This is a genomic window from Escherichia sp. KTE31 (genome assembly GCF_000407925.1).
GTDB lineage: Bacteria > Pseudomonadota > Gammaproteobacteria > Enterobacterales > Enterobacteriaceae > Escherichia > Escherichia ruysiae.
The window spans coordinates 741,679-766,087 of sequence record NZ_KE136723.1 but is presented as its reverse complement, the minus strand read 5'-3'; the positions used below and the strand labels follow the sequence as shown (position 1 = coordinate 766,087).

Here is a 24,409-nt window from a genome sequence, read left to right as displayed (position 1 = left end):
TGAGCGAAGTCAATAAACTCTCTACCCATTCAGGGCAATATCTTCCTCGCAGGTGAATGCAACGTCAAGCGATGGGCGTTGCGCTCCATATTGTCTTACTTCCTTTTTTGAATTACTGCATAGCACAATTGATTCGTACGACGCCGACTTAGATGAGTCGGCTTTTTTTTGCCTGTTATTTGTCAGCGTCTACCCTTTAAGAGTCTACCCAATGACCGGAGGGAAATATGACGACACTCATTTATTTGCAAATTCCTGTCCCTGAACCGATTCCTGGCGATCCTGTTCCAGTGCCTGATCCGATTCCTCGTCCGCAACCTATGCCCGACCCGCCGCCAGATGAAGAACCGATTAAATTGTCGCATCGTGAGCGTAGATCTGCGAGGATACGCGCCTGCTAATTTTGCGTCGATGACCACGAGAATAGATTGTGACCGCTTTTTCTACCCTGAACGTTTTGCCTCCCGCCCAGCTCACTAACCTTAATGAGTTGGGTTATTTAACCATGACGCCTGTACAGGCCGCCGCGCTTCCGGCGATCCTTGCCGGAAAAGACGTTCGCGTGCAGGCGAAAACCGGCAGCGGCAAAACGGCGGCATTTGGCCTCGGGTTGTTACAGCAAATTGATGCGTCGCTGTTTCAGACCCAGGCTTTGGTACTGTGTCCTACGCGTGAGCTGGCGGATCAGGTTGCCGGGGAATTGCGTCGGTTGGCGCGTTTTCTGCCAAATACCAAAATTTTGACCTTATGCGGTGGTCAACCGTTCGGTATGCAGCGTGATTCGCTGCAACATGCGCCGCATATTATCGTGGCAACGCCGGGTCGTTTGCTCGATCACCTGCAAAAAGGCACGGTATCGCTGGATGCGTTGAATACGCTGGTGATGGATGAAGCTGACCGCATGTTGGATATGGGATTTAGTGATGCCATTGATGATGTGATCCGTTTTGCTCCTGCTTCTCGTCAGACGCTTTTGTTTTCGGCGACCTGGCCAGACGCAATTGCTGCGATTAGCGGTCGTGTACAACGCGATCCTTTGGCGATTGAAATTGATTCGACAGATGCTTTACCGCCTATTGAACAACAATTTTATGAAACATCCAGCAAGGCTAAAATTCCGTTATTACAACGGTTATTAAGTTTGCATCAACCCTCGTCTTGTGTGGTGTTTTGTAATACTAAAAAAGATTGTCAGGCTGTGTGTGACGCGCTGAATGAAGTAGGGCAAAGTGCATTGTCGTTACATGGCGATCTGGAGCAACGTGACCGCGATCAGACCCTGGTACGTTTTGCTAACGGTAGCGCCCGCGTGCTGGTAGCGACCGATGTCGCAGCGCGCGGTCTGGATATCAAATCTCTTGAGCTGGTAGTGAACTTTGAACTGGCGTGGGATCCTGAAGTTCATGTACATCGCATCGGGCGTACAGCGCGTGCAGGAAATAGCGGACTGGCGATCAGTTTCTGTGCCCCGGAAGAAGCACAGCGCGCCAATATCATTTCTGACATGTTGCAGATAAAACTTAACTGGCAAACGCCGCCAGCCAGTAGTTCCATTGTGCCGCTGGAAGCAGAGATGGCGACGTTGTGCATTGATGGCGGGAAAAAAGCCAAAATGCGACCGGGCGATGTGTTAGGTGCGTTGACGGGCGATATCGGCCTTGATGGCGCAGATATTGGCAAAATTGCTGTGCATCCGGCGCATGTCTATGTCGCAGTGCGTCAGAGTGTCGCCCATAAGGCATGGAAGCAGTTACAGGGCGGGAAGGTTAAAGGGAAAACGTGCCGGGTGCGATTATTAAAATAACGAAATGTTGAATTGCCGGATGCGACGCTGGTTGCGTCTTATCCGGCCTATGCAAGAGTAGCCCGATAAGTTTGCGCATCGGGCGTTATCCTGGTTATTTCACTTCAACCACATTCAGCCGTAATTCATCCAGCTGATTCTCATCTTCTTCAGGCTGCCAGCCCGCAGGCTGTAGTGGGATCTCTTCGCGATCGAACGCCAGATCACCGCCGTTAACCACTTCGGAACCGTGGGTAATGCCTTTGAAATCGAAAAGACTGGTATCGCACAAATGAGACGGCACCACATTCTGCATCGCGCTGAACATCGTCTCAATTCGCCCCGGATAACGCTTATCCCAGTCACGCAGCATATCAGCAATCACCTGACGTTGCAGGTTAGGCTGTGAACCACACAGGTTGCACGGAATAATCGGGAATGCTTTCGCATCGGCAAAGCGTTGAATATCTTTTTCGCGGCAGTAGGCCAACGGGCGAATAACGATGTGCTTGCCATCATCGCTCATCAGCTTCGGCGGCATACCTTTCATCTTGCCGCCGTAGAACATATTCAGGAACAACGTTTGCAGGATATCGTCACGATGGTGACCCAGCGCGATCTTCGTCGCACCCAGTTCCGTTGCGGTGCGGTAAAGGATACCGCGACGCAGACGAGAGCACAGTGAGCAGGTGGTTTTGCCCTCAGGAATCTTCTCTTTCACGATACCGTAAGTGTTCTCTTCAACAATCTTGTACTCAACGCCCAGTTTTTCGAGATACTCCGGCAGCACATGTTCCGGGAAGCCAGGTTGTTTCTGGTCGAGGTTAACGGCAACCAGCGAAAAACTGATTGGCGCACTTTGCTGCAAATTACGCAGAATCTCCAGCATGGTATAGCTGTCTTTACCCCCGGAGAGGCAAACCATAATGCGATCGCCATCTTCAATCATATTGAAGTCAGCAATAGCTTCGCCTACGTTACGACGCAGACGTTTTTGCAATTTGTTCAGGTTGTATTGTTCTTTCTTTGTAATTTGTTGATTTTCTTTCATTATTTCAGTTCTCTGGTACTAAATGGGGCAAATTGGGGGCAAACTTTGCAACTACGATAACCGCGCATTCAACATGGCTACCTGTTCGTCGTTCATGTCATCAATCCACATACCGTAAATTTCATACACCATCTGCGCAGTTTCATGCCCCATCTGGCTGGCTATAAACGCCGGGTTCGCTCCTGCCGTCAACAGCCAGCAGGCAAAAGTATGCCGCGTATGGTACGGATTACGGCGGCGAATACCAGCACGTTTTACTGCTGCATTCCATCTCGCACCCAAACTGCTTACCGAGTAATAAGGTTTCTGTTTTCCGTTACACACTCTGGGCATGAAAACAAAATGCAGTTTTTGCTTTTCGGTTCTGCCGTACTCCCGATGATAAAAAGTGATTTCGCTTTTGCGATGATGCCCGGTCAGTTTGTATTGCTCCTTCAGTGCTTCAAGAGCAGGCTGCAGTAGTGTTACTGTCCGGATCCCGGCATTTGTTTTTGGGGGACCGAACATATCAAGTATCGTCAGGTTTCTTCTGACATTCACTATTCCCTTTTCGAGATCCACATCCTCCCACGCCAGAGCTGCCAGTTCCCCGTGACGAAGTCCTGAGTAAACGGCAAATTTCCACAAGTTCTGGCTCTGTCCTTTTTCACTTTCCATTAATGCATTGAATTCTGTTTTAGATAACGGATCAGGCTTTATTCTGTTTCGCTGTAATTTTTTTACTCCTTCAAATGGTTTGGTTGATATAAATCCCGACTGATACGCAAAACGCAACAGCGAACAGAGCAGGGCGATATAGTTATCAACTGTGCGCACGGTTCTTCCTTTTTTGTTGGATCTTGGATTATCCAGGTAAAGCGTTTCTCCATGCAGCAGTTCATTCCGGTAGTTTAAGATATCGCTATAACGAATATGTGATATCGGGGTACTTTCACAAATTATTATTCTGAGTGTTTTTAATTGTGATTTCGTTTTCTTCATTGTGTTTGTTGTTAACTCTGTCTCTTTAATTTTTGTCCAGATATCACAAAGTTCTCCGAACGTTTTTATGACTCTCGTTGTCACCATTTTTGCCCCAGTGCTGGACTGGGGAAAACGTCTTAAATACTCAAATTCACCGGAGTTTATTTCATGAACTATCAGCGATCTTAAATTTCCGGCCTTTTTAATATTACTATTTGTAATCTCCCAGCCTTTTAATGTTTCCCGACATCGTTTTCCTCGAAACATGAACCAGATGCGAATGTATCTACCTCTAATCTCGACACCTGTTGGTAATTTAGACATATCATGAGTCTTTGATAAACTGATTTATCTTTGGATAGTTGTACCAGATAATCCCTCGCTTACTGTCTGGCTTCCCTAAAGGAGATACTCGTTTGAAGTGGAAGCCTTCCACCCAACAGTTCTGGCGGTATGCTTCAATTTGTCTGGCCCCCAGACCAGTGCGAAGCATCAGGCCGTATTCAACCATCCACTCTTCATTAAAGATTACTTGTGCCATCGCATCACCTCTGGCAGGCGCCAATGTTAGACTGAAATTGACGCCCGATGTTGATTATTAATAATCAGCTATGAAGTTTTAATTTGAATACAATGCAATTCACGAGGACTGAAGTCTCTCGCAATTAAAATTTATCAGTTTTACTTTCTGCTCTCTGGAAACGGCTGCTTCTTTTTTACCTGAGAGCATTTTTTCGCATTCTGATTTCGTTAGTTTAGATTTTGAATATCTTGTCCAGTTAGTAGGAGTGCCACCTTCCTTTTCAATAGTGGCGGTAATTTTATACATGAACACCTCCATTATTATTTCCAGTGGTTCGTTTATTCCATCTTTCGAGTGCTTCTTTTTCACTTCCACCATAACCGGTTCGGGATTCGCATCCGTTACACTTCGCTCGGTAATATCCTGAAATGGCTTTCACCGTTACTGATGGACAACCACAAAATGGACATGGTTTAACATTGTCATATCTCATAATTTTTCTCATAAAAAATATTTCAAGTTGGCGGTGCATTACACCGCCAGACTGAATTATTCCTCTGAATTATCGATTACACTGTATTCCCCGGTTAATACAGAGGAATCTGCAGGATCGATTGTCAGTGGTTCCTTTTCATCCATTGATACTGCACGCTGGATCTCAATTGATACGGGCAGATATTTGAACAGGCGACGAATAGCTGTTTTCTTTGCCATTTCTTCCCAGTGAGTTACCCACGGCCCGTTATTACCAGCTTTACTCTGGCTGCGCACCAGCTCAATCTGTCTGCGCGTCATAACTTCAAACTGAGTACCTCCGTCTTTCAGTCTTGCGACAGCATAGACGTGGGTAACCGGGGCATCTTCGTTTTCTCCTGGGCGGTGTATTAACTTTTCATCAAGGCCAAATTCGAAATTAAATTCGTCACCTTCACGGACAACACGGGCTGACAGGCTGGCGATTTGACCTGAACGGCGAGCCAGATCAATCATGCCGCGATAGCCAATGATTAGCTGAACGTTTTTTTTACCGCTCTTTTCGTTTTTATTACCAAAAGGCAGTAAATATGCATGACCGAGGGCGCTACCTGGCTCAAGTCCGAGCTGTGAACACTGTACGATTGCACTGACAAAACTCATAGTGTCACAGTTTCCTAACGCCGGAACTTTACGAATTTCTGTGGTGGCGATACGGATCATACGTTCAGCCGTCATATGGCGTGGAAGAGCTGCTGCCAGTTGCTCTTTCATTGATGGCTGGTTAATAAAACTAATCACGTCGTTATTTTTAATTGCTGCTGGTGCACGGTTTCCCTGAGTTTTTTGCAGATCGGCTTTTGCGATAGGTGGTTGCTTAGTCATTTGCATATTCCTTAGCCCAGCGGGGCAGTGATAACGTCTTAATAGCTGGCCATTCATCGGTATTGAGGCAGTCAGCCAGGGTTCGCAGATTGCGGTGATATTCCAGCTGACCTGCCAGTTTTGCTTCTTCGCCCATCATGAAAATTTCAACCGGATAACGTCCGCATTCAATAGTTGTGCTGGCAACCAGAAAAACGAAAGTTGGCTGCACTCCAAACTGTGCTTCATAACCGTCACTGTAGAATGCATCCTGAACGTGATAGCGGTAGTCGTAATAAGCCGTTTTGAATCGTTGAATATCCGCCGTAGTTTTCACGTCCATGATCCAGTGAAATTCAGGGATAATTTTGTCCGGACGGCACCGACACAAAATTCCTGTTTCAGGATCTTCCCAGTAAATTGATGATTCAGCGTGTCCGGCGCTTTCAACAAGCCATTGCCCCAGCGGCAAAGCCATAACGCTTTGATACATGAGTTCAATTTTCCGGCCTTCTTCCGCAGTGATAACCGTTTTTCCTGTGTTTGCGCATTCCATCAGAAACGCTTTCTCCTCTTCTTTTCCGGCGTTTGTACGGCGGTTAAATTCAGGTGCTACGATAAAGCGGTTACTGAATTCTTCCGGTTCAAGTACCCGGCAGTGGAAAGCGGTTCCTAAATCGAGCGTTTTTGTCTTTGTGGTGTCCACGGGGGCATTTTTACGCCACAAATACAGTGCCGGAGTATCAGCAATGTCATCGAGCTGAGACTTACTGACACCGGGACCCGCGTGGTAATTCTCATTCGAAATTCCGTAATAAATACCTGGCTCTATGTCTTCTACGATTACGGGATCTGCGACTTCGCCAGTTTCATCACTGCAATCGCGATGCGGATCGCTGCCAGCATTCTCATTGTGCGGATGTTCAGCGCCTTCCATTTTCTCCGGATCATTTTCCTTAGCTTCAACCTGATTCTCTTCATCGAATGTTTCCTGGTATGTTGCGTCGCCCATCACCGCACCACAGTCAGGGCAGTTATCCCCGCCAGTCTGACCGCAGGCATTGCAGGCTATTTCCGGTTCCTGTTGCACTACTGGCTCAGGTTGTTTCATATCCGGGCTGATTTTTTCCGTTTCTGGCTGGTTCTGGTACACAGAATCGCGAGTCTGGATCCCCTTAACCCATTTCGGATCGTTCGGGTCGCTAATTCCGTCAACAAATTCACCACGTGATGCAGCAAGCAATTTATCGGCATCGACAGGATTTTTTGATGGAATGTTTTTCCGGGCTTCATGGAGTTCTGCCCGCAGTTCCTGATATTTCGCTTCAACAGAATTTACCTGTGACTGAGCATCCAGTGGCTGCGTGTCCTGATGATGTTCAGTTGCGTCCGGTTCCATTGTTTCAGCCTCTCCCTGTTCATCTGCCGTTGTTCCAGATGGTTGCGGTTTTTCTTCATCATCCTGTTTTCCTTCTTCTGTTACTCGCTGCGGCATCGGGGCCGAGGAGCGACCGCAGGCAATATCCACGATTTCCGGATCAGGGTTGGCATGATCAGTTTCAGTCAGTACTTTGTTCAGATATTCAGTGACGTGTGCGGGGATGACCTCGATCCCAATTGGTGCTTCTTTCACGGACGCAACCACGATGGCGCGGGAATAATCCAGCCCGCCAGGCATGGTGATGAATTTGTCGCGGAAAACAGAAAAGGGTGGTTTATTTTCAGCGATAATTTCCTCAATGCGTTTAGCGTGTGCCGGATGAAGGTTATAGATGTCCACGTCCATTGAACGGGCCAGTACGCCAGTGGCTACATCGCGCGCCAGTGACGTCAGATCGTGGACGAAACCTTCGCCGCGATCGGTGAGGTTCCCGCAGCCAGCATTAGCACCGGAAGCCGTGCGAGTGATGCGTGAAACACGATTCCCTTTTCGCCATTCTTTTGTCAGAAGACCGCGATCAATGTGTTCGGTATCCAGCCAGGCTGAAATGAAATTCTTAAATTCATAGGGCTGATGTTTTTTCGTGATAGAGAACACTGCCTTAATTGCATCAGTCAGGCGGAGCAGGGCGGCATTATCCAGAGTTGTCGGTTCTGCCATGCTGCGTATGGCCAACAGCAGATTCTGGACATAGCTGTTTTCCTGATCCATCTCAAGAGCAGTAATGTGTTTGCGTTGTTCACGGGTGGCATGATGCAGGTATTTTCGATCCCCGGCTGCATACGTAAAAATGTGCAGAAGACGCTGTGTGAACCGCAAAGTGGCTACAGAGACTTCGCAATCCTGGCAATCCTCGTGGGCGTCTGCCTGCGCGTTTTCTTCCTGGCCTCCCGTCGGTTCTTCGGTTTCCGGTGCATCCTCCTGATGGTGAACGTCGTCTGGCGCTGCTCCCGGTTTTAGTTCCCAGGTCATGGAGTCTTTGCTGAGTTGATAGCGTTCACTCCAGGTAAAATCGATCTCACCTTCAGGGGGAAGGTCATTAACGACAGGAAAATTTGTGGCAACAGCTTTAAAATAGTTGCTCAGTTTTTTACCTGACTTAACGATCAGGTAGTCCAGAGTGGCACAGGTTGATTCAAAATCGTCGCTTGCCCACAGGACGACGTCAGGTTCACCGGATGATTTTTTCGCTTTCCGTAAAAGGAAGAGTGGTTTTGTGCTCATTGTTTTTTAACCTCAACTCAGATTAAAATTACTGCGAGTGATGAATAAATGTCCCAGGTTCTTCACTCAGGCCTGCACGTTGTGCAGGCTTTCTTTTTTCAGATTTCACCTTTTAATTTCATTGCAATCAGAGTTGCCAGAAATCCGGCTTTTTTTTCTGCGGGCAGATTCTTTCCGATGTGAACCAGACTCATTTTTGTGACACCTTCATCAAGTGTTTTTACGTTGCCTGATGGGCCGTCAATATCAACCACAGTGAATGGGGTTTCTTTATTTTCTGTTTTAATGACGTAGCCAATACGCTTTCCTTCCAGATTAACCTCGTGAACAATGTCATCGGTAGTTACAACAGTGACTTCATAATTGGTAATCATTTTTTCTCCTTAATTAAGGTTGAGCGAATCCCTGCCATTGCTGGCATAAATTCAGTTTCGCATAGTCAGTTAATTAAAGTTCGTGTGCCATCTGGTCTTTTTCGGCACAATTTTCACTACAATATTTTTTCATTTCCGTCGTTGGGATAACTCCACGCATGAAATGAAGTGGTCTTTTAATGCTTTTGCTTTCTTCAATTCCTTTATTGCAAAGGTGGTAAGCACATTTTATTTTCTTAGTCATCACCATGACTCCGCCTTTACAGGTAAACCATCACGACCGAGGAAGACTTTAATCATGCAGTCAGAAATGCATGTTTTTGTAGTCAGGTTACGAATATAAAGTTTTCGCTTTTTAATATTGTTTGCCGAGGCGATATATGTCCGGCCTTCATGAAGAACATAATCACCAGGAGTCACACACTGACGTGGTATTTCATCAGTTCCGAAGTGATGTGCAATCATAATTATCTCCATTTTTACAAATGAACTTTGTTGATGCGGTGCCTGGTGCCTCCAGGTGACTGCAACCAGTTAACAATTACAGTCGGTTTTCCCACCCAAACCAATAAGGACTAACATGACTTTTAACTGTGCCGCGTGCGCTTAGCCGCATTCACCGCATCACAAAATTCACTTTAAAAAGGGCGGACATCAGTCGAACTTCAAGAAAAAACTGATGCCGCCAAGACTACACACAGCAGTGTTGTTATTCACAACCGGAGGCGCACTCCCACCATTTAAATTTAACAGACAAGACCGACTCTTTATGGATATCGGAAATGCGCCTTCGTGTTGTGCCCGGTTTTATTTCACCACCTCCGGGCTTTGGTGGTTTCTGCTATACCCCTACAGCGAGAATATTGAATTAATCCAAATAATGGATTAGCAAGTATTTCTGGCAAGCCAGCGACGTGCGCCTGTTTCTGTTTTAAATGTTTTGCTTTTGGTATAAGTCATGGCGGTGAACGTTCCATCCTGGTTGAGGAACACGCCGCACACCAGGGATTCGTTATTGCCGAGGTCGATTTTTTGCATTTTTCGCACCTCACATTTTGTTGTTGCGGATAGAGGCTTCTGCCTGCCAGAGATCCCAGTCGTTGCTGCGTAGAGCCTGTACAGCCTGGCTGTAAGTGATATCGCAACAATCCATCAAAAACTGAACTACTTCGTAATACACCATCTTATCTCTCCCCTTAACGCCGGGTGGCGGAACTAACTGCTGCACTGCAAAATTTGAATCCCGCCGTCATGTTCATACGCCTCGGGCTGGCTACTTAACCCCTGACCACTGCCTGGTAACTCGAAGTATTGCCCTGCGTTCTGTGGGGCGGGGGGGGGTTGGTAGGTATATAATGTACTTTGTGTTCATTGTTGTAAAGTACTTTAAGTACATTTTGTGTGTAAAAAAATGAGATGGGATAAAGTGAAGCACAAACCCGGAGGGAGACGCTACCGGATTTATGCTGGTTTAAGAGGCTTTTTGTTTTTTCTTTCGTGCTAACTCTTCGTAAATTGCATTGTACTTCTGTTTTTTCTCCTCAAGAGTTTTTAAAAGTTCATCTGTCTCACTGTCAGGGAGCTCGTCCAGAAGGTCAATGATGATTTTTTGTCTTGGATTTAACTCCTGATAGAAACGTACCTGTCCACTTTCTTCTGTATCCTCTCCCAAAAGATAGGTTGGTGTTGTTCCAATGAGTGTTGCTAATTCCCTTAATTTCTCTCGGCGAGGAATTGTTTCGCCATTAAACCATTTGCTAACCGCTTTTGGTGTTAATTTCATTCGACGGGCAATTTCTGCCTGCCTTCCATGTTGTTCATAACCAGCGTTTTCACAGGCTAGCGCAAGCCTACTGGCGAACTCTTTACGCGCTTTATCTTCATGAACCATAAGTTCAATGATATTCGCTCTTGAATGTACTGTCAGTTCTGTTATAGCATGTACTCAAAGTTCACATTGTGAGGGTGATATGAACCAGAAAACACTTGAAGATGTAATCAAAACTGTTCGCGTTTCTGTTGTGGCCGACGTTTGTGGTGTCAGCCAAAGAGCAATCTACAAATGGATGGATAACGGAAAACTGCCTCGCACAGAATATACCGGCGAAACAAATTACGCTGAAAAAATCGCTCATGCATCAAACGGATTATTTTCTGCCGATGCAATTTTAACTATTGGCAAAAATAAAACTACTACGAAAAAGCTGATGGGAGTTGATTCATGAAAATCAAGCATGAGCACATCGAATCAGTGTTGTTAGCCCTGGCAGCCGAAAAAGGGCAGGCATGGGTAGCCAATGCAATTACTGAAGAATATCTGCGCCAGGGGGACGGCGAATTGCCCCTGGTTCCAGGCAAGGACTGGAACAATCAGCAGAATATCTATCACCGTTGGTTGAAAGGTGAAACGAAAACGCAAAGAGAAAAAATTCAGAAGCTGATCCCAGCAATTCTGGCAATCCTTCCGCGCGAGCTGCGTCACCGACTCTGCATCTTCGATACCCTGGAACGCCGTGCATTACTGGCGGCGCAGGAAGCGTTAAGTACGGCAATTGATGCGCATGATGATGCAGTCCAAGCCGTTTACCGGAAAGCACATTTCAGCGGCGGCGGGTCTTCCGACGATTCTGTCATTGTTCATTAAGCAAAAGTTTCCATGCTGTTTGTGCTTATTCTAAGCAACCGGGCAGCATCATACGGGGCAATTATGGCCGCATTACCATACATGCAACTGTACATAGCTGATTACCTGGCTGACACCATGCATTTGTCAGCAGAGGAGCACGGTGCGTATTTGTTGCTGATGTTCAATTACTGGCAAACAGGAAAGCCAATACCCAAAAACAGGCTGGCAAAAATTGCCCGCCTGACTAACGAGCGATGGGCTGATGTTGAACCATCCTTGCGGGAGTTTTTTTGTGATAACGGCGAGGAATGGGTGCATCTTCGGATTGAGGAAGATCTGGCATCAGTCAGGGAAAAATTAACCAAAAAATCAGCCGCAGGAAAAGCATCGGTTCAGGCCAGAAGAAGCAGAAAGGAAGCAGATGTTCAAACAAAACAAGAGAGAAATTTAACAGGTGTTCAAACAGATGTTGAAGTGGTGTTTGAACACGATGTCAACACAAAGGCAACTAATAAAGATACAGATAAAGATCTAAAAACAGATCCCCCCCTAAATCCCCCCCGGGGGAATCGAGGTGTTAAAAAGTTTGACCCTCTGGATATTGCTTTGCCGAACTGGATTTCTGTCTCGCTTTGGCGTGAGTGGGTTGAATTTCGCCAGGCATTGCGTAAACCGATTCGAACGGAGCAGGGCGCTAACGGGGCGATACGGGAGCTGGAAAAATTCCGCCAGCAGGGTTTTTCACCTGAGCAGGTGATTCGACACAGCATCGCCAATGAATACCAGGGCTTGTTCGCGCCAAAAGGTGTTCGACCTGAGACGTTACTCCGACAGGTTAACACCGTCTCGTTACCGGATAGTGCGATCCCGCCAGGCTTCAGGGGGTAACTGACCATGAAAAATATTGCGGCAGGCGGCATTCTTGAACGTATCCGCAGACTGGCCCCGCCACATGTAACCGCCCCATTCAGGACGGTGGCTGAGTGGCGCGAGTGGCAACTTGCAGAAGGCCAGAAACGTTGTGAGGAGATCAACCGTCAGAATCGTCAGTTGCGGGTGGAAAAAATCCTGAATCGCTCCGGCATCCAGCCGTTGCACCGCAAATGCTCGTTTGCGAATTACCTGGTGCAGAACGACGGCCAGCGATACGCGTTGAGCCAGGCGAAATCTATCGCTGATGAACTGATGACCGGGTGTACAAATTTTGCGTTCAGCGGAAAACCTGGTACCGGAAAAAACCATCTGGCGGCGGCAATCGGGAATCGCCTGCTGAAAGATGGCCAGACAGTGATTGTGGTTACCGTGGCTGATGTCATGAGTGCTCTACACGCCAGCTATGACGACGGGAAATCAGGCGAAAAATTTTTGCGGGAACTGTGCGAAGTGGATCTGCTGGTTCTTGATGAAATTGGCATTCAGCGCGAGACGAAAAACGAGCAGGTGGTACTGCACCAGATTGTTGATCGCCGGACAGCGTCGATGCGCAGCGTGGGGATGCTGACAAACCTGAACTATGGGGCCATGAAAACATTGCTCGGCGAGCGGATTATGGATCGCATGACCATGAACGGCGGGCGATGGGTGAATTTTAACTGGGAGAGCTGGCGTCCGAATGTCGTCCAGCCAGGAATTGCGAAGTAATTTTTACCGGGAGAAAAATTTAATGGAGACTGTTTTTGACGCACTGAAAGCAATGGGGAAAGCTACGTCGGTAGAACTGGCTGCGCGACTTGATATCAGTCGTGAAGAAGTGCTGAACGAGCTGTGGGAACTGAAAAAGGCTGGCTTCGTTGATAAAAGCGTATACACCTGGCGCGTGGCTGATAACAACGTTCAGCAGGAACAGCCAGAGCAGGCAGAACTGCCGGAAGAAACCACCACGGCAACAGTCGCAAAAATTTCGGAGTGCGATTTAACTGCGACGATTGAACAACGTGGCCCACAAACGGCGGAAGAACTGGCTACGTTTTTCGGCATCACATCACGCAAAGTGGCTTCAACGCTGGCAATGGCAATCAGTAAAGGTCGTCTGATTCGCGTTAATCAGAACGGTAAATTTCGTTACTGCATGCCGGGCGATAATTTACCAGCAGAGCCGAAAGCTGCATCGGTAGCGGAAACTGATGGTAAAGCCTTTCCTCAGCCAGCCGGTGTTGCGTTACCAGTACTGGAAGCTGCAACACAGGAAGATATTAAAACAGAAACTGTGGCGGACATTGTGCAGTCGTTGCCATCGTTTACTGAAACGCAAGCGGATAACCTGATTTTACCATCGCTGCATATAGCAAATCGTGAACTGCGTCGGGCGAAAAGCCATGTCCAGAAGTGGGAGCGTGTCTGCGCCGCGCTGCGGGAGTTGAACAAGCACCGGGATATTGTTCGCCAGATTACTGATTCTTCCCGCTGTGTTGTATCGGAAAAGTGATTGCCGGAGGCGCTTATGGCAAAAGTATTTACACAAGAAGAGCGGGAAAAAATTAAGGGGCAGGTTGTTGAACTCGTGCGCCAGAATGGGCGCGAGACGTTACGACAACTTGAAGCTAAGACAGGTGCGACAAGATATTTAATGAGCGTTCTCGCCAGAGAGCTGGTTGCCAGTGGCGATGTATATAACTCCGGCTACGGGCTATTTCCCTCTGAACAGGCTCGTAAGGACTGGCAAAACGCCCGCAAAAAACTATCGAGGGCAAAGGTGAAGAAACCTGCTGTAGTTGATCCGGACCTTATCTGGTCATTACCAGACGGAGAAATACGCCGCTATGACAGGCGTCTGAATATAATCTGTCGCGAGTGCCGGAAGAGCGAAGTCATACAGCGTGTACTGGCGTTCTATCAGGGTAATTTTCAGGATGTGCTGTTGTGAGCCAAATTAACAATCAGGGAACTGCGTGAACTGAAAGAGAAATCATAATCCAAATCTGAATAATTAAATTTAGCACTGTAAATAAAATTTAATCCTTAACCGGAGGGGGGGGCTGCACCCTCAAAATATTAGGAGGCGGCCCGAAAGGGCGGTAATGAAAAATGACTGAATTAACCAAAAAGCAATTAATCGAAGAAGCTAAATTAAAAATAGCGATTGAGAAATGCCACCCCAATTCAGGGATGGCACGGGTAGAGGGCGAATTATTCAAAATTGCTCTGGCATCTCTGGAAGCAGAGCCAGTTGGTGATTTTTATGAATACAAACCGGATGACTGGTATCAGCGTTCGGCTGGAGATAAAGCGCCAAAATGGACGCCATCCTATGCCGTTTTTCCAGCGCCCGTAGTGCCGGAAGAAATGGATTTGCTTACATGCCATCTCGATGGTGTAACTGAAACATATGCTGAGGGATGGAACGCTTGCCGCGCTGCCCTGCTTCAGGGCAAAGGGGAGCCCGGGAAACAAGTTCGCGAATTGACAATGCTGGTTAAACAATTGGTTAGTCAACTGAAGAAAGCGAAACCGGCTGCAAATTGCCGGATAAAGTGATGGACTACCTGGAGCGAAGCGGACTTATAAGCGTGGAGGATGTTTTACGATGACCTGGTCTGAAGCATTCACAACGGTAGGAATTGCGATGGCGGTGGCGCTGGTGGTGTATTCGATTTGCCGCTGGGGTTGATAATACTAAATAACCAGCCCTTATGGGGCTGGCTAATCATTTAGAACTGTTCATTGCCATCGAGGTTAGGTAGCATAATTTTTTCAATCAAGGCGAGAGCCTTTTTGTCCCGGTCAGCGAAGTATTTCGGGGCATATTGCGGCAACCAAATATTGTTAAAATGTTCTTTGAAATCTGCTAAATATTCATTTGGGTACAGCCTTGCAGGGTATACGCGACCATCGGGATATTCATGGTCATAGGTAGGGAATGTTTTGGGTTCTATGTTTCTATTATCTCTTAACCATTGTGAAAATACTCTTCCTTGTGAAATGTCAGGAACCATTTTTTCTGGGAGTGTGTACCCTGCTTGTTCAAGAGGTGCAACCAAGTTGAATGTCAGTTCATTAAGAATAGAAAAGTGCGTGTGAGGAATTCTACTACGATTAACCATGTACCGTTTTAAATGTACAGGCATTTCTGCTGTAGTTCTTTCCCCTGACATCCATTCACGAACCCATCTTGAAACCTGGACTGCAAATTTGGGCGATAGCCACTGCGCTAGATTAATAGCGATGTCAGGATGCACCCATGTCCCTTGGTTTTCAGGTCTTCCACCTTTAAATGATTGAATTAACTCCGATATGGGAATTCCCATATCGCGTGATAATTCGTCAAAAAACTCTTGAGTAGTTTTGAGTCTAGTGTAATCAGAGAGCAGTTTGCCCGCAGTTCTACACATTGATGTGGCGTTTATGTAACCATCTTTGGCACGTAAATGTATTATTTCGCCGTCAATTTCACGAGAAATCAAAGATAATTGAAAGGATGTCATTGAAAATTCCTCAAGTTGGAGAGTTCTGGAACATTAAGGCGAGGTGGCAGTAATGCACCATCTGTAATCTTTTGATACTGACGTAATCGGGCCTGATGTGCAACGCCTTGCAAGTATGTAACTCATTGAAAACGATCATTTTTATCTATTGACATCAAATGGCAAACTGTCATTGTGCGGCTATGGCAAGTGGCAAATGCTTATAAATCATATGGATATAAATAGTACAGAAAGAGTTGTTTTCTCTAGGATATGAGTATACGCCCAATGCTGATTGGTTGAATTTTGTTCTTGTTTTAAAGGGTAAGAGTTTAAAGTGTTGGCAGTGATGTATTGGATAGTTAGAATTGCTGTGGGTGCTTGAGGCTATCTGCCTCGGGCATGAACACCAAAGGTAGATAGAGAAAAGCCCCAGTTAACATTACGCGTCCTGCAAGACGTTTAACATTAATCTGAGGCCATATCTATGCGACACATAGAGATTAGCCTCTTACGGACCGAAAGGTCAAGGAGAAGCAGGCTATGAAGCAGCAAAAGGCGATGTTAATCGCCCTGATCGTCATCTGTTTAACCGTCATAGTGACGGCACTGGTAACGAGGAAAGACCTCTGTGAGGTACGAATCCGAACCGGCCAGACGGAGGTCGCTGTCTTCACAGCTTACGAACCTGAGGAGTAAGAGACCTGGCGGGGGATAAATCCCTCGCCACCTCTGATGTGTCAGGCATCCTCAACGCACCCGCACTTAACCTGCTTTGGCGGGTATATTTTATCTGTGAATATTTTTATAAAAATAATGCCCACGCACAGCATAAAACAAAAAGTATTACAGATAAAAAAGGAACGTAATGTGCAGATTTGTTGTTTTCCATATTTACTCACCTTAATATGATTAATCCTGATAGGGTTGTTATTTCAGCGGTTTTCAAATGAGATATTATGGTGATCTGGCAGATTTGCATAACATTAAAATTTAATTTGTTTAACCGCTTTTAATAATAAGCGTTGTTTTTATCCCAGCAATCTGTTGTTTGGTTTTTATTCCATCAATGTGGGGGCTTTACACTGGAACCAGTTTATTTATACTTTATACGTCAGCCTGAACAACTGGCATCTGTTGCACTGCGCCATCGAGAGATTGAGAAATGGCGCATATACAACTGGTCAAACAAACCTCTTCTGGTTTACTTCTCCCGGCGACGCCGGAGAGTTGCGATTTTCTGCATCAAATCAAAATAGGTGAGTGGATACACGCAGACTTTAAGCGTGTGCGTAACTACGTATTCCACAAGCGTTTTTTCAAACTCCTGCAACTGGGATTCGATTACTGGACTCCGGTCGGTGGGGCGATCACGCCTCGCGAACGAGAACTGCTGTCTGGTTTCGTTGATTACCTGTGCGAATCAGTTGGTCGGGAACACACGCCAGCCCTGAGTGATGCCGCAGAGCAATATCTGAATACAGTTGCGACACGCAGAACCCGGGATACGGCATTGCTAAAGTCGTTTGAGGCTTTTCGCGAGTGGGTAACCATTCAGGCTGGATTTTACACCGAACATTTTTATCCGGACGGTAGCCATGGGCGTCGGGCGAAATCCATCGCTTTTGCGAATATGGACGAAACCGAGTTTCAGCAGGTTTATAAATCTGTTCTGAATGTGCTGTGGAACTGGATTCTGTTCCGTAAATTTTCCTCTCCGGAACAAGTCGAAAATGTGGCCGCGCAGCTGCTGGAGTTTGCGTAATGGTGGATTTACGTAAAGCGGCGCGGGGGCAGATGTGCACCGTCAGAATTCCTGGCTACTGCAATCACGATCCGGAAACGTCTGTGCTGGCGCATTACCGACTGGCGGGAACGTGCGGAACAGCGACAAAACCACACGATATGCAGGCGGCGATTGCCTGTAGCTCATGCCACGATCTAATCGACGGGCGGGTAAAAACCAGCGATTACACCAAAGAAGAATTACGCCTGATGCATGCAGAAGGTGTTTTTCGCACACAAGAAATCTGGAGAAAGGAGGGATATTTGTGATTTACCCAACGAATACAGGAAAAAGCGGAGAACACCTTCGTCTCGCAACGCTGGAAAGTGTCTGGATTCAGGGCAAACTGCGTATGTGGGGGCGCTGGTCGTATATTGGCGGTGGCAGGTCAGGAAATATGTTCAATCAGTTGTTGGCCTCTAAAAAGCTGACAAAAACGGCAATTAACGAGGCGCTCCGGAGGATGAAAAAAGCAGGTCTGAACAAGTCTGAACTTGAGGCTTTTTTGCGGGATATGATTAACGGTAAGCAAAAGAGCTGGCTGGCGCATTGTACTGATGCAGAGGCGTTATGTATTGATCGGGTCATAAGTGAGGTGCTGGCAGAGCATCCAGGATTGATTAGCGTCCTTCGGCAACGGTATGAGGGGCGGGGGATGACCAAACGCAAAATGGCTGAATTGCTAAATGATGCACACCCAGAGTGGTGTTTTAGCACATGCGAAAAGCGAATTGCTAATTGGTTGGCCGTTGCTGAGTATGCGCTATACATTCCCATGCGAGAATCACTCGCTCAAAAAACGGCTTGATTTTTTACGCGTAAACTGCTTCAATTTTGCTACGCTTCGCAAAGCTGTATCGCGAGGCGAATCAAGCGCAATTAAACTTTAATAAAACCCGCCATCAAGCGGGTTTTGTTGTTTTTGTGGTGTGATATAAGAAACGACATTTAATAATTGCGTTCAAAATAAATTTGTTTATATATTGTCGCGTATATTTTAAGTGAAGGTGAAATGTTCACATAAAATAAAAATACATAAATAAATTTACATAGCTTGACGCAAAGTGTTGTTGCGATTGGAATATTAAATCGTATCATCGAAAACGGTTCTGAGGGGGAACTCTTCTTTGCTCGGTGATATCGCTCCCCTGAAGAACCAATGCCGACTTAGTTCAGTAGGTAGAGCAACTGACTTGTAATCAGTAGGTCACCAGTTCGATTCCGGTAGTCGGCACCATATGCGGGTATCGTATAATGGCTATTACCTCAGCCTTCCAAGCTGATGATGCGGGTTCGATTCCCGCTACCCGCTCCAGCATTTAAAACAAGCCTTATTGTATTACGGCACTGGCGTATTTTTTTATTACGTGGGAGCAGGTTGTTTTGAAAAAGCATTCTGTTCTCTGGCTATGATTTGAGGCCGGGTGTAGCCTCAGTGTTAATTTTTTACGGCAGCAGAATGGTGCATTATCGGTGGAGATTTTGTATTTCCTGGCAGGGTCGGTGATGCATCATTTTGGTGTTATAAAAACACCACAGAGGCGCTCCTCAGTGCGAGGGTGGTTTAAAGAGTCGGTTTAGCGGGAAACCACAGTATCCATACAGCACGGAATACTTCGGGAGGCACCCGACGCCTCGGTTTAATAACAATTAAATAATTCATCCCTTGCATTGACCAACCGCCATATCTGGCGGCTTTTTTATTCCTTTCTCAGGACAAAAAAAGACACGAGCATACAGGAATACTCGTGGGACAACGTCCTTTAGATAGCAATTTGCGAGAGGGTGAAAAGTAGCGCGGTCGTCGGATTAAGACCGCGGGACAAAGTCCATGAAGAATAATAAGTATTGGCCCCTTCTGGGGACATGTTCATACTACTAAGCTTCAGAAGTGGTTTAAATCATCAAATTAACCTTAATTTTCGATAAGTCTTATTTCATTTCTTTGCGCCACATCTGGCGCGCATCAAATAACGCCACGCAAAGGGCATCTGCGGATGCCGGTGCTTTTGACGGGGTGTTTTTTACGGGCCGCTGGTGGCCATTTTTTGTTTCCATTACACAGCGCCCGCATCTGCGAGGTGGGGGTTATGAAATCCATGGATAAGTTAACAACAGGTGTCGCCTATGGCACCTCCGCAGGCAGTGCTGGCTACTGGTTTTTACAGTTGCTCGATAGAGTAACTCCGTCACAGTGGGCTGCAATCGGTGTGCTGGGTAGTCTGGTATTTGGCCTGCTGACGTACCTGACAAACCTTTATTTCAAGATTAAAGAAGATAAGCGCAAGGCTGCGAGAGGTGAATAATGCCTCCATCATTACGAAAAGTCGTTGCTGCTGCTATTGGTGGCGGAGCAATTGCTATAGCATCAGTGTTAATCACTGGCCCAAGTGGTAACGATGGTCTGGAAGGTGTCAGCTACATACCATACAAAGATATTGTTGGTGTATGGACTGTATGTCACGGGCATACAGGAAAAGACATCATGCTCGGTAAAACGTATACCAAAGCAGAATGCAAAGCACTCTTGAATAAAGACCTTGCCACTGTCGCCAGACAAATTAACCCGTACATCAAAGTCGATATACCGGAAACAACGCGCGGCGCTCTTTACTCATTCGTTTACAACGTGGGTGCTGGCAATTTCAGAACATCGACGCTTCTTCGCAAAATAAACCAGGGCGATATCAAAGGCGCATGTGATCAGCTACGTCGCTGGACATATGCTGGCGGTAAGCAATGGAAAGGTCTCATGACTCGTCGTGAGATTGAGCGTGAAATCTGTTTGTGGGGTCAGCAATGAACAGAGTAACCGCGATTATCTCCGCTCTGGTTATCTGCATCATCGTCTGCCTGTCATGGGCTGTTAATCATTACCGTGATAACGCCATTACCTACAAAGCCCAGCGCGACAAAAATGCCAGAGAACTGAAGCTGGCGAACGCGGCAATTACTGACATGCAGATGCGTCAGCGTGATGTTGCTGCGCTCGATGCAAAATACACGAAGGAGTTAGCTGATGCGAAAGCTGAAAATGATGCTCTGCGTGATGATGTTGCCGCTGGTCGTCGTCGGTTGCACATCAAAGCAGTCTGTCAGTCAGTGCGTGAAGCCACCACCGCCTCCGGCGTGGATAATGCAGCCTCCCCCCGACTGGCAGACACCGCTGAACGGGATTATTTCACCCTCCGGGAACGACTGGTAATGATGCAGGCCCAACTTGAAGGTGCTCAGCAATACATAACCGAACAGTGTTTAAAGTAAAATCTTAACTACAATATGATTCATTTTGATGATTGTTTCATAAGGAACAGTGAAGTAAGATCTAAGAGGGGTTAAATTTTATACAGTATAATCATAATATTGCAGCAAGGTGGTTATAATTGAAAGAATATTTAGATATGAATACATCTCATGTAAGAGTTGTTACTCATATGTGTGGGTTCCTGGTTTGGCTCTATAGTCTTTCAATGTTGCCACCAATGGTTGTAGCATTGTTTTATAAAGAAAAAAGCCTGTTCGTTTTCTTTATAACTTTCGTTATATTTTTTTGCATTGGTGGCGGAGCGTGGTATACAACTAAGAAATCTGGCATTCAATTACGTACCCGTGATGGGTTTATTATAATTGTAATGTTTTGGATTTTGTTTTCTGTTATTAGTGCATTCCCTTTATGGATTGACTCAGAACTTAATTTAACGTTCATTGATGCTCTGTTTGAAGGGGTTTCTGGAATAACAACAACAGGAGCAACTGTAATTGATGATGTTAGTTCATTACCTCGGGCATATTTGTACTATCGGTCACAGTTAAATTTTATAGGTGGTTTAGGAGTTATTGTTCTGGCGGTTGCTGTATTGCCATTATTGGGTATTGGTGGTGCAAAGCTTTATCAGTCAGAAATGCCGGGGCCATTTAAGGATGACAAACTCACTCCCCGCCTGGCCGATACGTCACGGACACTGTGGATAACTTATTCTTTATTAGGTATTGCTTGTATTGTCTGTTATAGACTTGCAGGAATGCCTTTGTTTGATGCTATTTGTCACGGGATTTCCACAGTTTCGCTTGGTGGTTTCTCAACTCATAGCGAGAGTATCGGATATTTTAATAACTATTTGGTTGAGCTGGTGGCTGGTTCTTTTTCCCTGCTATCGGCTTTCAACTTCACTCTTTGGTATATTGTTATTAGCAGGAAAACGATAAAACCTTTAATCAGAGATATTGAACTTCGTTTCTTTCTGTTAATAGCCTTAGGGGTGATCATTGTTACCTCTTTCCAGGTCTGGCATATAGGTATGTATGACTTGCATGGAAGTTTTATTCATTCGTTTTTTCTTGCCAGCTCCATGCTCACTGATAATGGTTTAGCTACGCAGGATTATGCAAACTGGCCCACGCACACGATAGTGTTTTTGCTGTTGTCAAGTTTCTTTGGGGGATGTATAGGTTCAACTTGTGGTGGAATTAAGTCACTTCGATTTCTTATACTTTTCAAACAAAGCAAACACGAGATAAATCAGCTTTCTCATCCCAGAGCGTTGTTGAGTGTAAATGTAGGAGGGAAGATAGTTACAGATCGTGTAATGAGGTCTGTATGGAGTTTCTTTTTTCTTTATACTCTCTTCACGGTGTTTTTTATACTGGTGTTAAATGGTATGGGATATGATTTTCTTACATCATTTGCAACAGTGGCTGCATGTATTAATAATATGGGATTAGGTTTTGGGGCTACTGCATCGTCATTCGGAGTGCTTAATGACATTGCAAAATATTTAATGTGCATAGCTATGATTCTTGGTCGCCTTGAAATTTATCCTGTTATTATATTGTTTTCAGGTTTTTTTTGGCGCTCCTAATATATGGCTGATTTATAATTGTGAGTTTAATATTATATTGACTCACTCATTGATCCAATACCTAACTTTACCAGCAACACCTCCGCCCCCAGTAGCACTGGCTGCTGGGGTGCGTTTTATTCATAAAGCAAGGCTGTATGAGCGAGAAATTAAAGATAGTCTATCGCCCATTACAAGAATTGTCACCGTATGCGCACAACGCCAGGACGCACAGTACTGAGCAGGTGGCACAACTGGTAGAAAGTATTAAGCAATTCGGCTGGACTAATCCGGTGCTGATTGACGAAAAGGGCGAAATTATTGCGGGTCACGGTCGTGTTATGGCGGCTGAAATGCTCAAAATGGATTCTGTTCCGGTCATTGTTCTGTCTGGCCTGACGGATGAGCAGAAAAAGGCGTACCGCCTGGCAGATAATCGCCTACCGATGAATGCTGGCTGGGATGAAGATCTATTGCGGATGGAGCTGTCGGACCTAATCAATGCTGATTTTGATGTCTCCCTGACAGGCTTCGGCCCGACAGAAATTGATGAACTGTTGACGGATGTTTTGCCCGGTACAGGAAATAAGGAGGAGCCGTATACGACGAAAATTGATACGCCTGTTTATGAGCCGTCGGGCGGTAAACCGGATATCAGTGAACTGTACGACGATACGAAAACTCAGGAGCTGATCAGCCGGATACGTTCGGCGTCCCTTGATCCTGATATTGAGAAATTCCTCCTGTGTGCGGCAGAACGTCACACGGTGTTTAATTTCAGCAGAATTGCGGACTATTACGCTCATGCCCCCGCTGAAATTCAGTGCCTTTTCGAGGAGTCGGCGCTGGTGATCATTGATTATCAGCAGGCTATTGAAAATGGATTTGTCCGAATGACGCAGCGCATGGTGGCGATCATGCATAGCGGGGAGGAGGAATATGCGTGATGATTTTTGCGCCTTTATTCTGACTCACGGGCGACCGGACAAAGTTCTGACTTACCGGACGTTGCGTCGTGCTGGCTATACCGGGAAAATTTTTATCGTTGTTGATGATGAAGATAAGACACGGCATCAGTACATGGCTGAATTTGGTGAACAGGTGCTGGTATTTTCCAAAGCCGATATTGCCAGTCGTTTTGACGAAGCCGATAATTTTGGTGACCGCCGCTCAATTTTTTACGCCCGTAATGCCTGTTTCGACCTGGCAAAACTGGTCGGGTGTAAATACTTCATTCAGTTCGATGATGATTATCACGAGTTCCAGTTTCGGGTGGATCGCAACTATGACCAGGCCTATTTCCCGATAAGGAAACTGGATGCGATCCTTTCTGAAATGCTGGCGTATTACGAATCAATACCCGCGCTTTCCATCGCTATGTCGCAGGGCGGGGATTTTCTTGGTGACAATGGCGGCCATGCTTCGTGGGTGAAACGCAAGGCAATGAACAGCTTTATCTGTTCGGTTGATCGACCGTTCTCATTCATGGGGCGCATTAACGAGGATGTGAATACGTACACGAATCTCGGTCGCTGTGGTGAATTGTTTATGACGATCGGTGCTGTCCAGTTAGGGCAGAAACAGACGCAGAAAAACAGCGGCGGAATGACCGAGCTGTATCTGGATTCCGGAACCTACGTTAAAAGTTTTTACTCCGTCATGTATGCGCCGTCGTGCGTAAAAATCTCACTGATGGGTGCCAGCCATAAACGCATTCACCATCAGGTCACCTGGAACAACGCTGCAGTAAAAATCCTTCACGAAAAATACAGGAAGAAGACACCCTGCATATCAATGGGGGTGACAAATGATTCCGTATTCGAAAGTCGAGTCTCTGGCAGCGTGCCGGATGACTGCACAACAAATCGCTGACGTTCTGGATGTTGATCTGAACCGACTGAAAGAAAATCGGGAAGCAATGACAGATTTTTATGCGGCCATCCGTAAGGGCAGAGCGAAAGGTGAAGCCGAGTTACGAGCGGCATTGTTTAAGCTTGCCAGAAAAGGGGATGCCTTTGCTCTGCGCGAACTACTCAGGGTGGATAAAAATCAGGACTAACTG

At 46.2% G+C, this 24,409-nt stretch carries 34 protein-coding genes and 2 tRNA genes; 22 read left to right on the top strand and 14 right to left on the bottom strand.

Annotated elements, in window-relative coordinates; genetic code table 11:
- Positions 1–227 precede the first annotated feature (227 nt).
- Entirely contained in the window at positions 228–401 is a 174-nt protein-coding gene (gene ynaL / locus WES_RS24670; protein WP_001296046.1) for a proline-rich small protein YnaL, read from the top strand.
- 29 nt (positions 402–430) lie between these two features.
- Entirely contained in the window at positions 431–1,804 is a 1,374-nt protein-coding gene (dbpA, locus tag WES_RS09760; protein ID WP_000123724.1) for an ATP-dependent RNA helicase DbpA, read from the top strand.
- A 94-nt stretch (positions 1,805–1,898) separates the two neighbouring features.
- Here the strand turns inward: dbpA and ttcA are convergent, their stop codons facing one another.
- The 13 genes from ttcA to WES_RS21995 all read right to left on the bottom strand — a co-directional run bounded on the left by ttcA (position 1,899) and on the right by WES_RS21995 (position 10,588).
- Entirely contained in the window at positions 1,899–2,834 is a 936-nt protein-coding gene (gene ttcA, locus WES_RS09765; protein ID WP_016158372.1) for a tRNA 2-thiocytidine(32) synthetase TtcA, read from the bottom strand.
- Between the two features lie 51 nt (positions 2,835–2,885).
- Positions 2,886–4,121 (bottom strand): site-specific integrase, encoded by a 1,236-nt coding sequence (locus WES_RS22725; protein ID WP_000040859.1) that lies wholly within the window; start codon positions 4,119–4,121, stop codon positions 2,886–2,888.
- Position 4,122: 1 nt separating this feature from the next.
- On the bottom strand, positions 4,123–4,338 hold the full coding sequence (gene xisR, locus WES_RS09770) for an excisionase XisR (RefSeq protein WP_000079604.1): 216 nt from the start codon (positions 4,336–4,338) through the stop codon (positions 4,123–4,125).
- A gap of 99 nt (positions 4,339–4,437) precedes the next feature.
- On the bottom strand, positions 4,438–4,626 hold the full coding sequence (locus WES_RS09775) for a DUF1187 family protein (protein WP_001551036.1): 189 nt from the start codon (positions 4,624–4,626) through the stop codon (positions 4,438–4,440).
- Positions 4,619–4,813 carry a type I toxin-antitoxin system endodeoxyribonuclease toxin RalR gene (gene ralR, locus WES_RS0121465; RefSeq protein WP_001317028.1) on the bottom strand — a complete coding sequence of 65 codons (195 nt, stop codon included), beginning with the start codon at positions 4,811–4,813 and terminating at the stop codon, positions 4,619–4,621. The genes WES_RS09775 and ralR overlap by 8 nt, the downstream gene beginning before the upstream one ends.
- A gap of 56 nt (positions 4,814–4,869) precedes the next feature.
- On the bottom strand, positions 4,870–5,679 hold the full coding sequence (recT, locus tag WES_RS09780; RefSeq protein ID WP_016158370.1) for a recombination protein RecT: 810 nt from the start codon (positions 5,677–5,679) through the stop codon (positions 4,870–4,872).
- Positions 5,672–8,323, bottom strand: coding sequence for an exodeoxyribonuclease VIII (gene recE, locus WES_RS09785; RefSeq protein ID WP_016158369.1), 2,652 nt, complete (start codon positions 8,321–8,323; stop codon positions 5,672–5,674). Before recE ends, recT begins: the two co-directional genes overlap by 8 nt.
- 98 nt (positions 8,324–8,421) lie before the next feature.
- Positions 8,422–8,697, bottom strand: a complete 276-nt coding sequence (locus tag WES_RS09790) for a hypothetical protein (protein WP_001307773.1) — start codon at positions 8,695–8,697, stop codon at positions 8,422–8,424.
- 73 nt (positions 8,698–8,770) lie between these two features.
- On the bottom strand, positions 8,771–8,941 hold the full coding sequence (locus WES_RS09795) for a YdaE family protein (RefSeq protein ID WP_001427414.1): 171 nt from the start codon (positions 8,939–8,941) through the stop codon (positions 8,771–8,773).
- Positions 8,941–9,162 carry a killing protein KilR gene (kilR, locus tag WES_RS09800; RefSeq protein ID WP_000560218.1) on the bottom strand — a complete coding sequence of 74 codons (222 nt, stop codon included), beginning with the start codon at positions 9,160–9,162 and terminating at the stop codon, positions 8,941–8,943. The genes WES_RS09795 and kilR overlap by 1 nt, the downstream gene beginning before the upstream one ends.
- 420 nt (positions 9,163–9,582) lie before the next feature.
- Entirely contained in the window at positions 9,583–9,735 is a 153-nt protein-coding gene (locus WES_RS22000; RefSeq protein WP_016158368.1) for a DUF1391 family protein, read from the bottom strand.
- A gap of 10 nt (positions 9,736–9,745) precedes the next feature.
- Complete coding sequence (locus tag WES_RS24525) at positions 9,746–9,880, bottom strand: hypothetical protein (RefSeq protein ID WP_001594004.1); 135 nt, start codon at positions 9,878–9,880, stop codon at positions 9,746–9,748.
- Between the two features lie 288 nt (positions 9,881–10,168).
- Entirely contained in the window at positions 10,169–10,588 is a 420-nt protein-coding gene (locus WES_RS21995) for a helix-turn-helix domain-containing protein (protein ID WP_000233320.1), read from the bottom strand.
- 79 nt (positions 10,589–10,667) lie between these two features.
- Here WES_RS21995 and WES_RS09805 point away from each other — a divergent pair, with 79 nt between their 5' ends.
- From WES_RS09805 to WES_RS24750, 7 genes are all read left to right on the top strand, one after another.
- Positions 10,668–10,922 carry a helix-turn-helix transcriptional regulator gene (locus WES_RS09805; protein WP_001072340.1) on the top strand — a complete coding sequence of 85 codons (255 nt, stop codon included), beginning with the start codon at positions 10,668–10,670 and terminating at the stop codon, positions 10,920–10,922.
- Positions 10,919–11,341, top strand: coding sequence for a toxin YdaT family protein (locus WES_RS09810; RefSeq protein ID WP_016158367.1), 423 nt, complete (start codon positions 10,919–10,921; stop codon positions 11,339–11,341). The genes WES_RS09805 and WES_RS09810 overlap by 4 nt, the downstream gene beginning before the upstream one ends.
- Positions 11,342–11,353: 12 nt before the next feature.
- Complete coding sequence (locus WES_RS09815; RefSeq protein ID WP_000899755.1) at positions 11,354–12,211, top strand: YdaU family protein; 858 nt, start codon at positions 11,354–11,356, stop codon at positions 12,209–12,211.
- 6 nt (positions 12,212–12,217) lie between these two features.
- Entirely contained in the window at positions 12,218–12,964 is a 747-nt protein-coding gene (locus tag WES_RS09820; protein ID WP_016158366.1) for an ATP-binding protein, read from the top strand.
- A gap of 22 nt (positions 12,965–12,986) precedes the next feature.
- Positions 12,987–13,748: a DUF1627 domain-containing protein gene (locus tag WES_RS09825; protein ID WP_016158365.1), complete on the top strand. Its 762-nt coding sequence runs from the start codon at positions 12,987–12,989 to the stop codon at positions 13,746–13,748.
- Positions 13,749–13,763: 15 nt separating this feature from the next.
- A complete protein-coding gene (locus tag WES_RS09830) occupies positions 13,764–14,186 on the top strand; it encodes a DUF977 family protein (RefSeq protein WP_016158364.1) in 423 nt (140 codons plus the stop codon).
- 161 nt (positions 14,187–14,347) lie between these two features.
- The gene (locus WES_RS24750) at positions 14,348–14,797 is read left to right on the top strand and encodes a hypothetical protein (protein ID WP_016158363.1); all 450 of its coding nucleotides are present in this window, start codon (positions 14,348–14,350) and stop codon (positions 14,795–14,797) included.
- A gap of 173 nt (positions 14,798–14,970) precedes the next feature.
- On the opposite strand, the gene WES_RS09835 is transcribed toward WES_RS24750, so the two are convergent.
- Positions 14,971–15,744 (bottom strand): KilA-N domain-containing protein, encoded by a 774-nt coding sequence (locus tag WES_RS09835; protein ID WP_016158362.1) that lies wholly within the window; start codon positions 15,742–15,744, stop codon positions 14,971–14,973.
- Between the two features lie 522 nt (positions 15,745–16,266).
- Between WES_RS09835 and hokD the strand changes: the two genes are divergently transcribed.
- The 13 genes from hokD to WES_RS09895 all read left to right on the top strand — a co-directional run bounded on the left by hokD (position 16,267) and on the right by WES_RS09895 (position 24,406).
- On the top strand, positions 16,267–16,422 hold the full coding sequence (gene hokD, locus WES_RS09840) for a type I toxin-antitoxin system toxin HokD (RefSeq protein WP_000813254.1): 156 nt from the start codon (positions 16,267–16,269) through the stop codon (positions 16,420–16,422).
- A gap of 466 nt (positions 16,423–16,888) precedes the next feature.
- On the top strand, positions 16,889–17,488 hold the full coding sequence (locus WES_RS09845) for a DUF1367 family protein (protein ID WP_016158361.1): 600 nt from the start codon (positions 16,889–16,891) through the stop codon (positions 17,486–17,488).
- Positions 17,488–17,778: a DUF1364 domain-containing protein gene (locus WES_RS09850; protein ID WP_000228032.1), complete on the top strand. Its 291-nt coding sequence runs from the start codon at positions 17,488–17,490 to the stop codon at positions 17,776–17,778. Before WES_RS09845 ends, WES_RS09850 begins: the two co-directional genes overlap by 1 nt.
- Positions 17,775–18,317 (top strand): DUF1133 family protein, encoded by a 543-nt coding sequence (locus tag WES_RS09855; RefSeq protein ID WP_016158360.1) that lies wholly within the window; start codon positions 17,775–17,777, stop codon positions 18,315–18,317. Before WES_RS09850 ends, WES_RS09855 begins: the two co-directional genes overlap by 4 nt.
- 353 nt (positions 18,318–18,670) lie before the next feature.
- Positions 18,671–18,746: transfer RNA gene (locus tag WES_RS09860), tRNA-Thr, on the top strand.
- A 3-nt stretch (positions 18,747–18,749) separates the two neighbouring features.
- Positions 18,750–18,824 (top strand) — tRNA-Gly (locus WES_RS0121445).
- 775 nt (positions 18,825–19,599) lie between these two features.
- Positions 19,600–19,815 (top strand): phage lysis protein EssD, encoded by a 216-nt coding sequence (gene essD / locus WES_RS09865; protein WP_000839599.1) that lies wholly within the window; start codon positions 19,600–19,602, stop codon positions 19,813–19,815.
- Entirely contained in the window at positions 19,815–20,312 is a 498-nt protein-coding gene (gene rrrD / locus WES_RS09870) for a lysozyme RrrD (protein WP_001351713.1), read from the top strand. The genes essD and rrrD overlap by 1 nt, the downstream gene beginning before the upstream one ends.
- Positions 20,309–20,773, top strand: coding sequence for a lysis protein (locus tag WES_RS24745; RefSeq protein ID WP_001082741.1), 465 nt, complete (start codon positions 20,309–20,311; stop codon positions 20,771–20,773). The genes rrrD and WES_RS24745 overlap by 4 nt, the downstream gene beginning before the upstream one ends.
- Before the next feature lie 137 nt (positions 20,774–20,910).
- Positions 20,911–22,368 carry a Trk system potassium transporter TrkG gene (trkG, locus tag WES_RS09880; RefSeq protein WP_001097893.1) on the top strand — a complete coding sequence of 486 codons (1,458 nt, stop codon included), beginning with the start codon at positions 20,911–20,913 and terminating at the stop codon, positions 22,366–22,368.
- Positions 22,369–22,505: 137 nt separating this feature from the next.
- The gene (locus WES_RS09885; RefSeq protein WP_001291102.1) at positions 22,506–23,294 is read left to right on the top strand and encodes a ParB/Srx family N-terminal domain-containing protein; all 789 of its coding nucleotides are present in this window, start codon (positions 22,506–22,508) and stop codon (positions 23,292–23,294) included.
- A complete protein-coding gene (locus WES_RS09890; RefSeq protein WP_016158359.1) occupies positions 23,287–24,219 on the top strand; it encodes a GREB1-related protein in 933 nt (310 codons plus the stop codon). Before WES_RS09885 ends, WES_RS09890 begins: the two co-directional genes overlap by 8 nt.
- Positions 24,197–24,406: a hypothetical protein gene (locus WES_RS09895; protein WP_000126788.1), complete on the top strand. Its 210-nt coding sequence runs from the start codon at positions 24,197–24,199 to the stop codon at positions 24,404–24,406. The genes WES_RS09890 and WES_RS09895 overlap by 23 nt, the downstream gene beginning before the upstream one ends.
- Positions 24,407–24,409: the final 3 nt, after the last annotated feature.

What these genes read in the sequence shown, in the direction of transcription:
- trkG (WP_001097893.1), top strand. Translation starts at nt 20,911, where the DNA reads ATGAATACATCTCATGTAAGAGTTGTTACTCATATGTGTGGGTTCCTG.
- essD (WP_000839599.1), top strand. Translation starts at nt 19,600, where the DNA reads ATGAAATCCATGGATAAGTTAACAACAGGTGTCGCCTATGGCACCTCC.
- WES_RS09825 (WP_016158365.1), top strand. Translation starts at nt 12,987, where the DNA reads ATGGAGACTGTTTTTGACGCACTGAAAGCAATGGGGAAAGCTACGTCG.
- WES_RS24745 (WP_001082741.1), top strand. Translation starts at nt 20,309, where the DNA reads ATGAACAGAGTAACCGCGATTATCTCCGCTCTGGTTATCTGCATCATC.
- WES_RS09850 (WP_000228032.1), top strand. Translation starts at nt 17,488, where the DNA reads ATGGTGGATTTACGTAAAGCGGCGCGGGGGCAGATGTGCACCGTCAGA.
- WES_RS09820 (WP_016158366.1), top strand. Translation starts at nt 12,218, where the DNA reads ATGAAAAATATTGCGGCAGGCGGCATTCTTGAACGTATCCGCAGACTG.
- ralR (WP_001317028.1), bottom strand. Translation starts at nt 4,813, where the DNA reads ATGAGATATGACAATGTTAAACCATGTCCATTTTGTGGTTGTCCATCA.
- kilR (WP_000560218.1), bottom strand. Translation starts at nt 9,162, where the DNA reads ATGATTGCACATCACTTCGGAACTGATGAAATACCACGTCAGTGTGTG.
- recE (WP_016158369.1), bottom strand. Translation starts at nt 8,323, where the DNA reads ATGAGCACAAAACCACTCTTCCTTTTACGGAAAGCGAAAAAATCATCC.
- hokD (WP_000813254.1), top strand. Translation starts at nt 16,267, where the DNA reads ATGAAGCAGCAAAAGGCGATGTTAATCGCCCTGATCGTCATCTGTTTA.
- WES_RS09775 (WP_001551036.1), bottom strand. Translation starts at nt 4,626, where the DNA reads ATGTATAAAATTACCGCCACTATTGAAAAGGAAGGTGGCACTCCTACT.
- WES_RS24525 (WP_001594004.1), bottom strand. Translation starts at nt 9,880, where the DNA reads ATGGTGTATTACGAAGTAGTTCAGTTTTTGATGGATTGTTGCGATATC.
- WES_RS09835 (WP_016158362.1), bottom strand. Translation starts at nt 15,744, where the DNA reads ATGACATCCTTTCAATTATCTTTGATTTCTCGTGAAATTGACGGCGAA.
- WES_RS22725 (WP_000040859.1), bottom strand. Translation starts at nt 4,121, where the DNA reads ATGTCTAAATTACCAACAGGTGTCGAGATTAGAGGTAGATACATTCGC.
- ynaL (WP_001296046.1), top strand. Translation starts at nt 228, where the DNA reads ATGACGACACTCATTTATTTGCAAATTCCTGTCCCTGAACCGATTCCT.
- WES_RS09895 (WP_000126788.1), top strand. Translation starts at nt 24,197, where the DNA reads ATGACTGCACAACAAATCGCTGACGTTCTGGATGTTGATCTGAACCGA.
- ttcA (WP_016158372.1), bottom strand. Translation starts at nt 2,834, where the DNA reads ATGAAAGAAAATCAACAAATTACAAAGAAAGAACAATACAACCTGAAC.
- xisR (WP_000079604.1), bottom strand. Translation starts at nt 4,338, where the DNA reads ATGGCACAAGTAATCTTTAATGAAGAGTGGATGGTTGAATACGGCCTG.
- WES_RS09790 (WP_001307773.1), bottom strand. Translation starts at nt 8,697, where the DNA reads ATGATTACCAATTATGAAGTCACTGTTGTAACTACCGATGACATTGTT.
- WES_RS09830 (WP_016158364.1), top strand. Translation starts at nt 13,764, where the DNA reads ATGGCAAAAGTATTTACACAAGAAGAGCGGGAAAAAATTAAGGGGCAG.
- WES_RS24750 (WP_016158363.1), top strand. Translation starts at nt 14,348, where the DNA reads ATGACTGAATTAACCAAAAAGCAATTAATCGAAGAAGCTAAATTAAAA.
- recT (WP_016158370.1), bottom strand. Translation starts at nt 5,679, where the DNA reads ATGACTAAGCAACCACCTATCGCAAAAGCCGATCTGCAAAAAACTCAG.
- rrrD (WP_001351713.1), top strand. Translation starts at nt 19,815, where the DNA reads ATGCCTCCATCATTACGAAAAGTCGTTGCTGCTGCTATTGGTGGCGGA.
- WES_RS09795 (WP_001427414.1), bottom strand. Translation starts at nt 8,941, where the DNA reads ATGACTAAGAAAATAAAATGTGCTTACCACCTTTGCAATAAAGGAATT.
- WES_RS09810 (WP_016158367.1), top strand. Translation starts at nt 10,919, where the DNA reads ATGAAAATCAAGCATGAGCACATCGAATCAGTGTTGTTAGCCCTGGCA.
- WES_RS09805 (WP_001072340.1), top strand. Translation starts at nt 10,668, where the DNA reads ATGAACCAGAAAACACTTGAAGATGTAATCAAAACTGTTCGCGTTTCT.
- WES_RS09885 (WP_001291102.1), top strand. Translation starts at nt 22,506, where the DNA reads ATGAGCGAGAAATTAAAGATAGTCTATCGCCCATTACAAGAATTGTCA.
- WES_RS22000 (WP_016158368.1), bottom strand. Translation starts at nt 9,735, where the DNA reads ATGCAAAAAATCGACCTCGGCAATAACGAATCCCTGGTGTGCGGCGTG.
- WES_RS21995 (WP_000233320.1), bottom strand. Translation starts at nt 10,588, where the DNA reads ATGGTTCATGAAGATAAAGCGCGTAAAGAGTTCGCCAGTAGGCTTGCG.
- WES_RS09845 (WP_016158361.1), top strand. Translation starts at nt 16,889, where the DNA reads ATGGCGCATATACAACTGGTCAAACAAACCTCTTCTGGTTTACTTCTC.
- WES_RS09890 (WP_016158359.1), top strand. Translation starts at nt 23,287, where the DNA reads ATGCGTGATGATTTTTGCGCCTTTATTCTGACTCACGGGCGACCGGAC.
- WES_RS09815 (WP_000899755.1), top strand. Translation starts at nt 11,354, where the DNA reads ATGCTGTTTGTGCTTATTCTAAGCAACCGGGCAGCATCATACGGGGCA.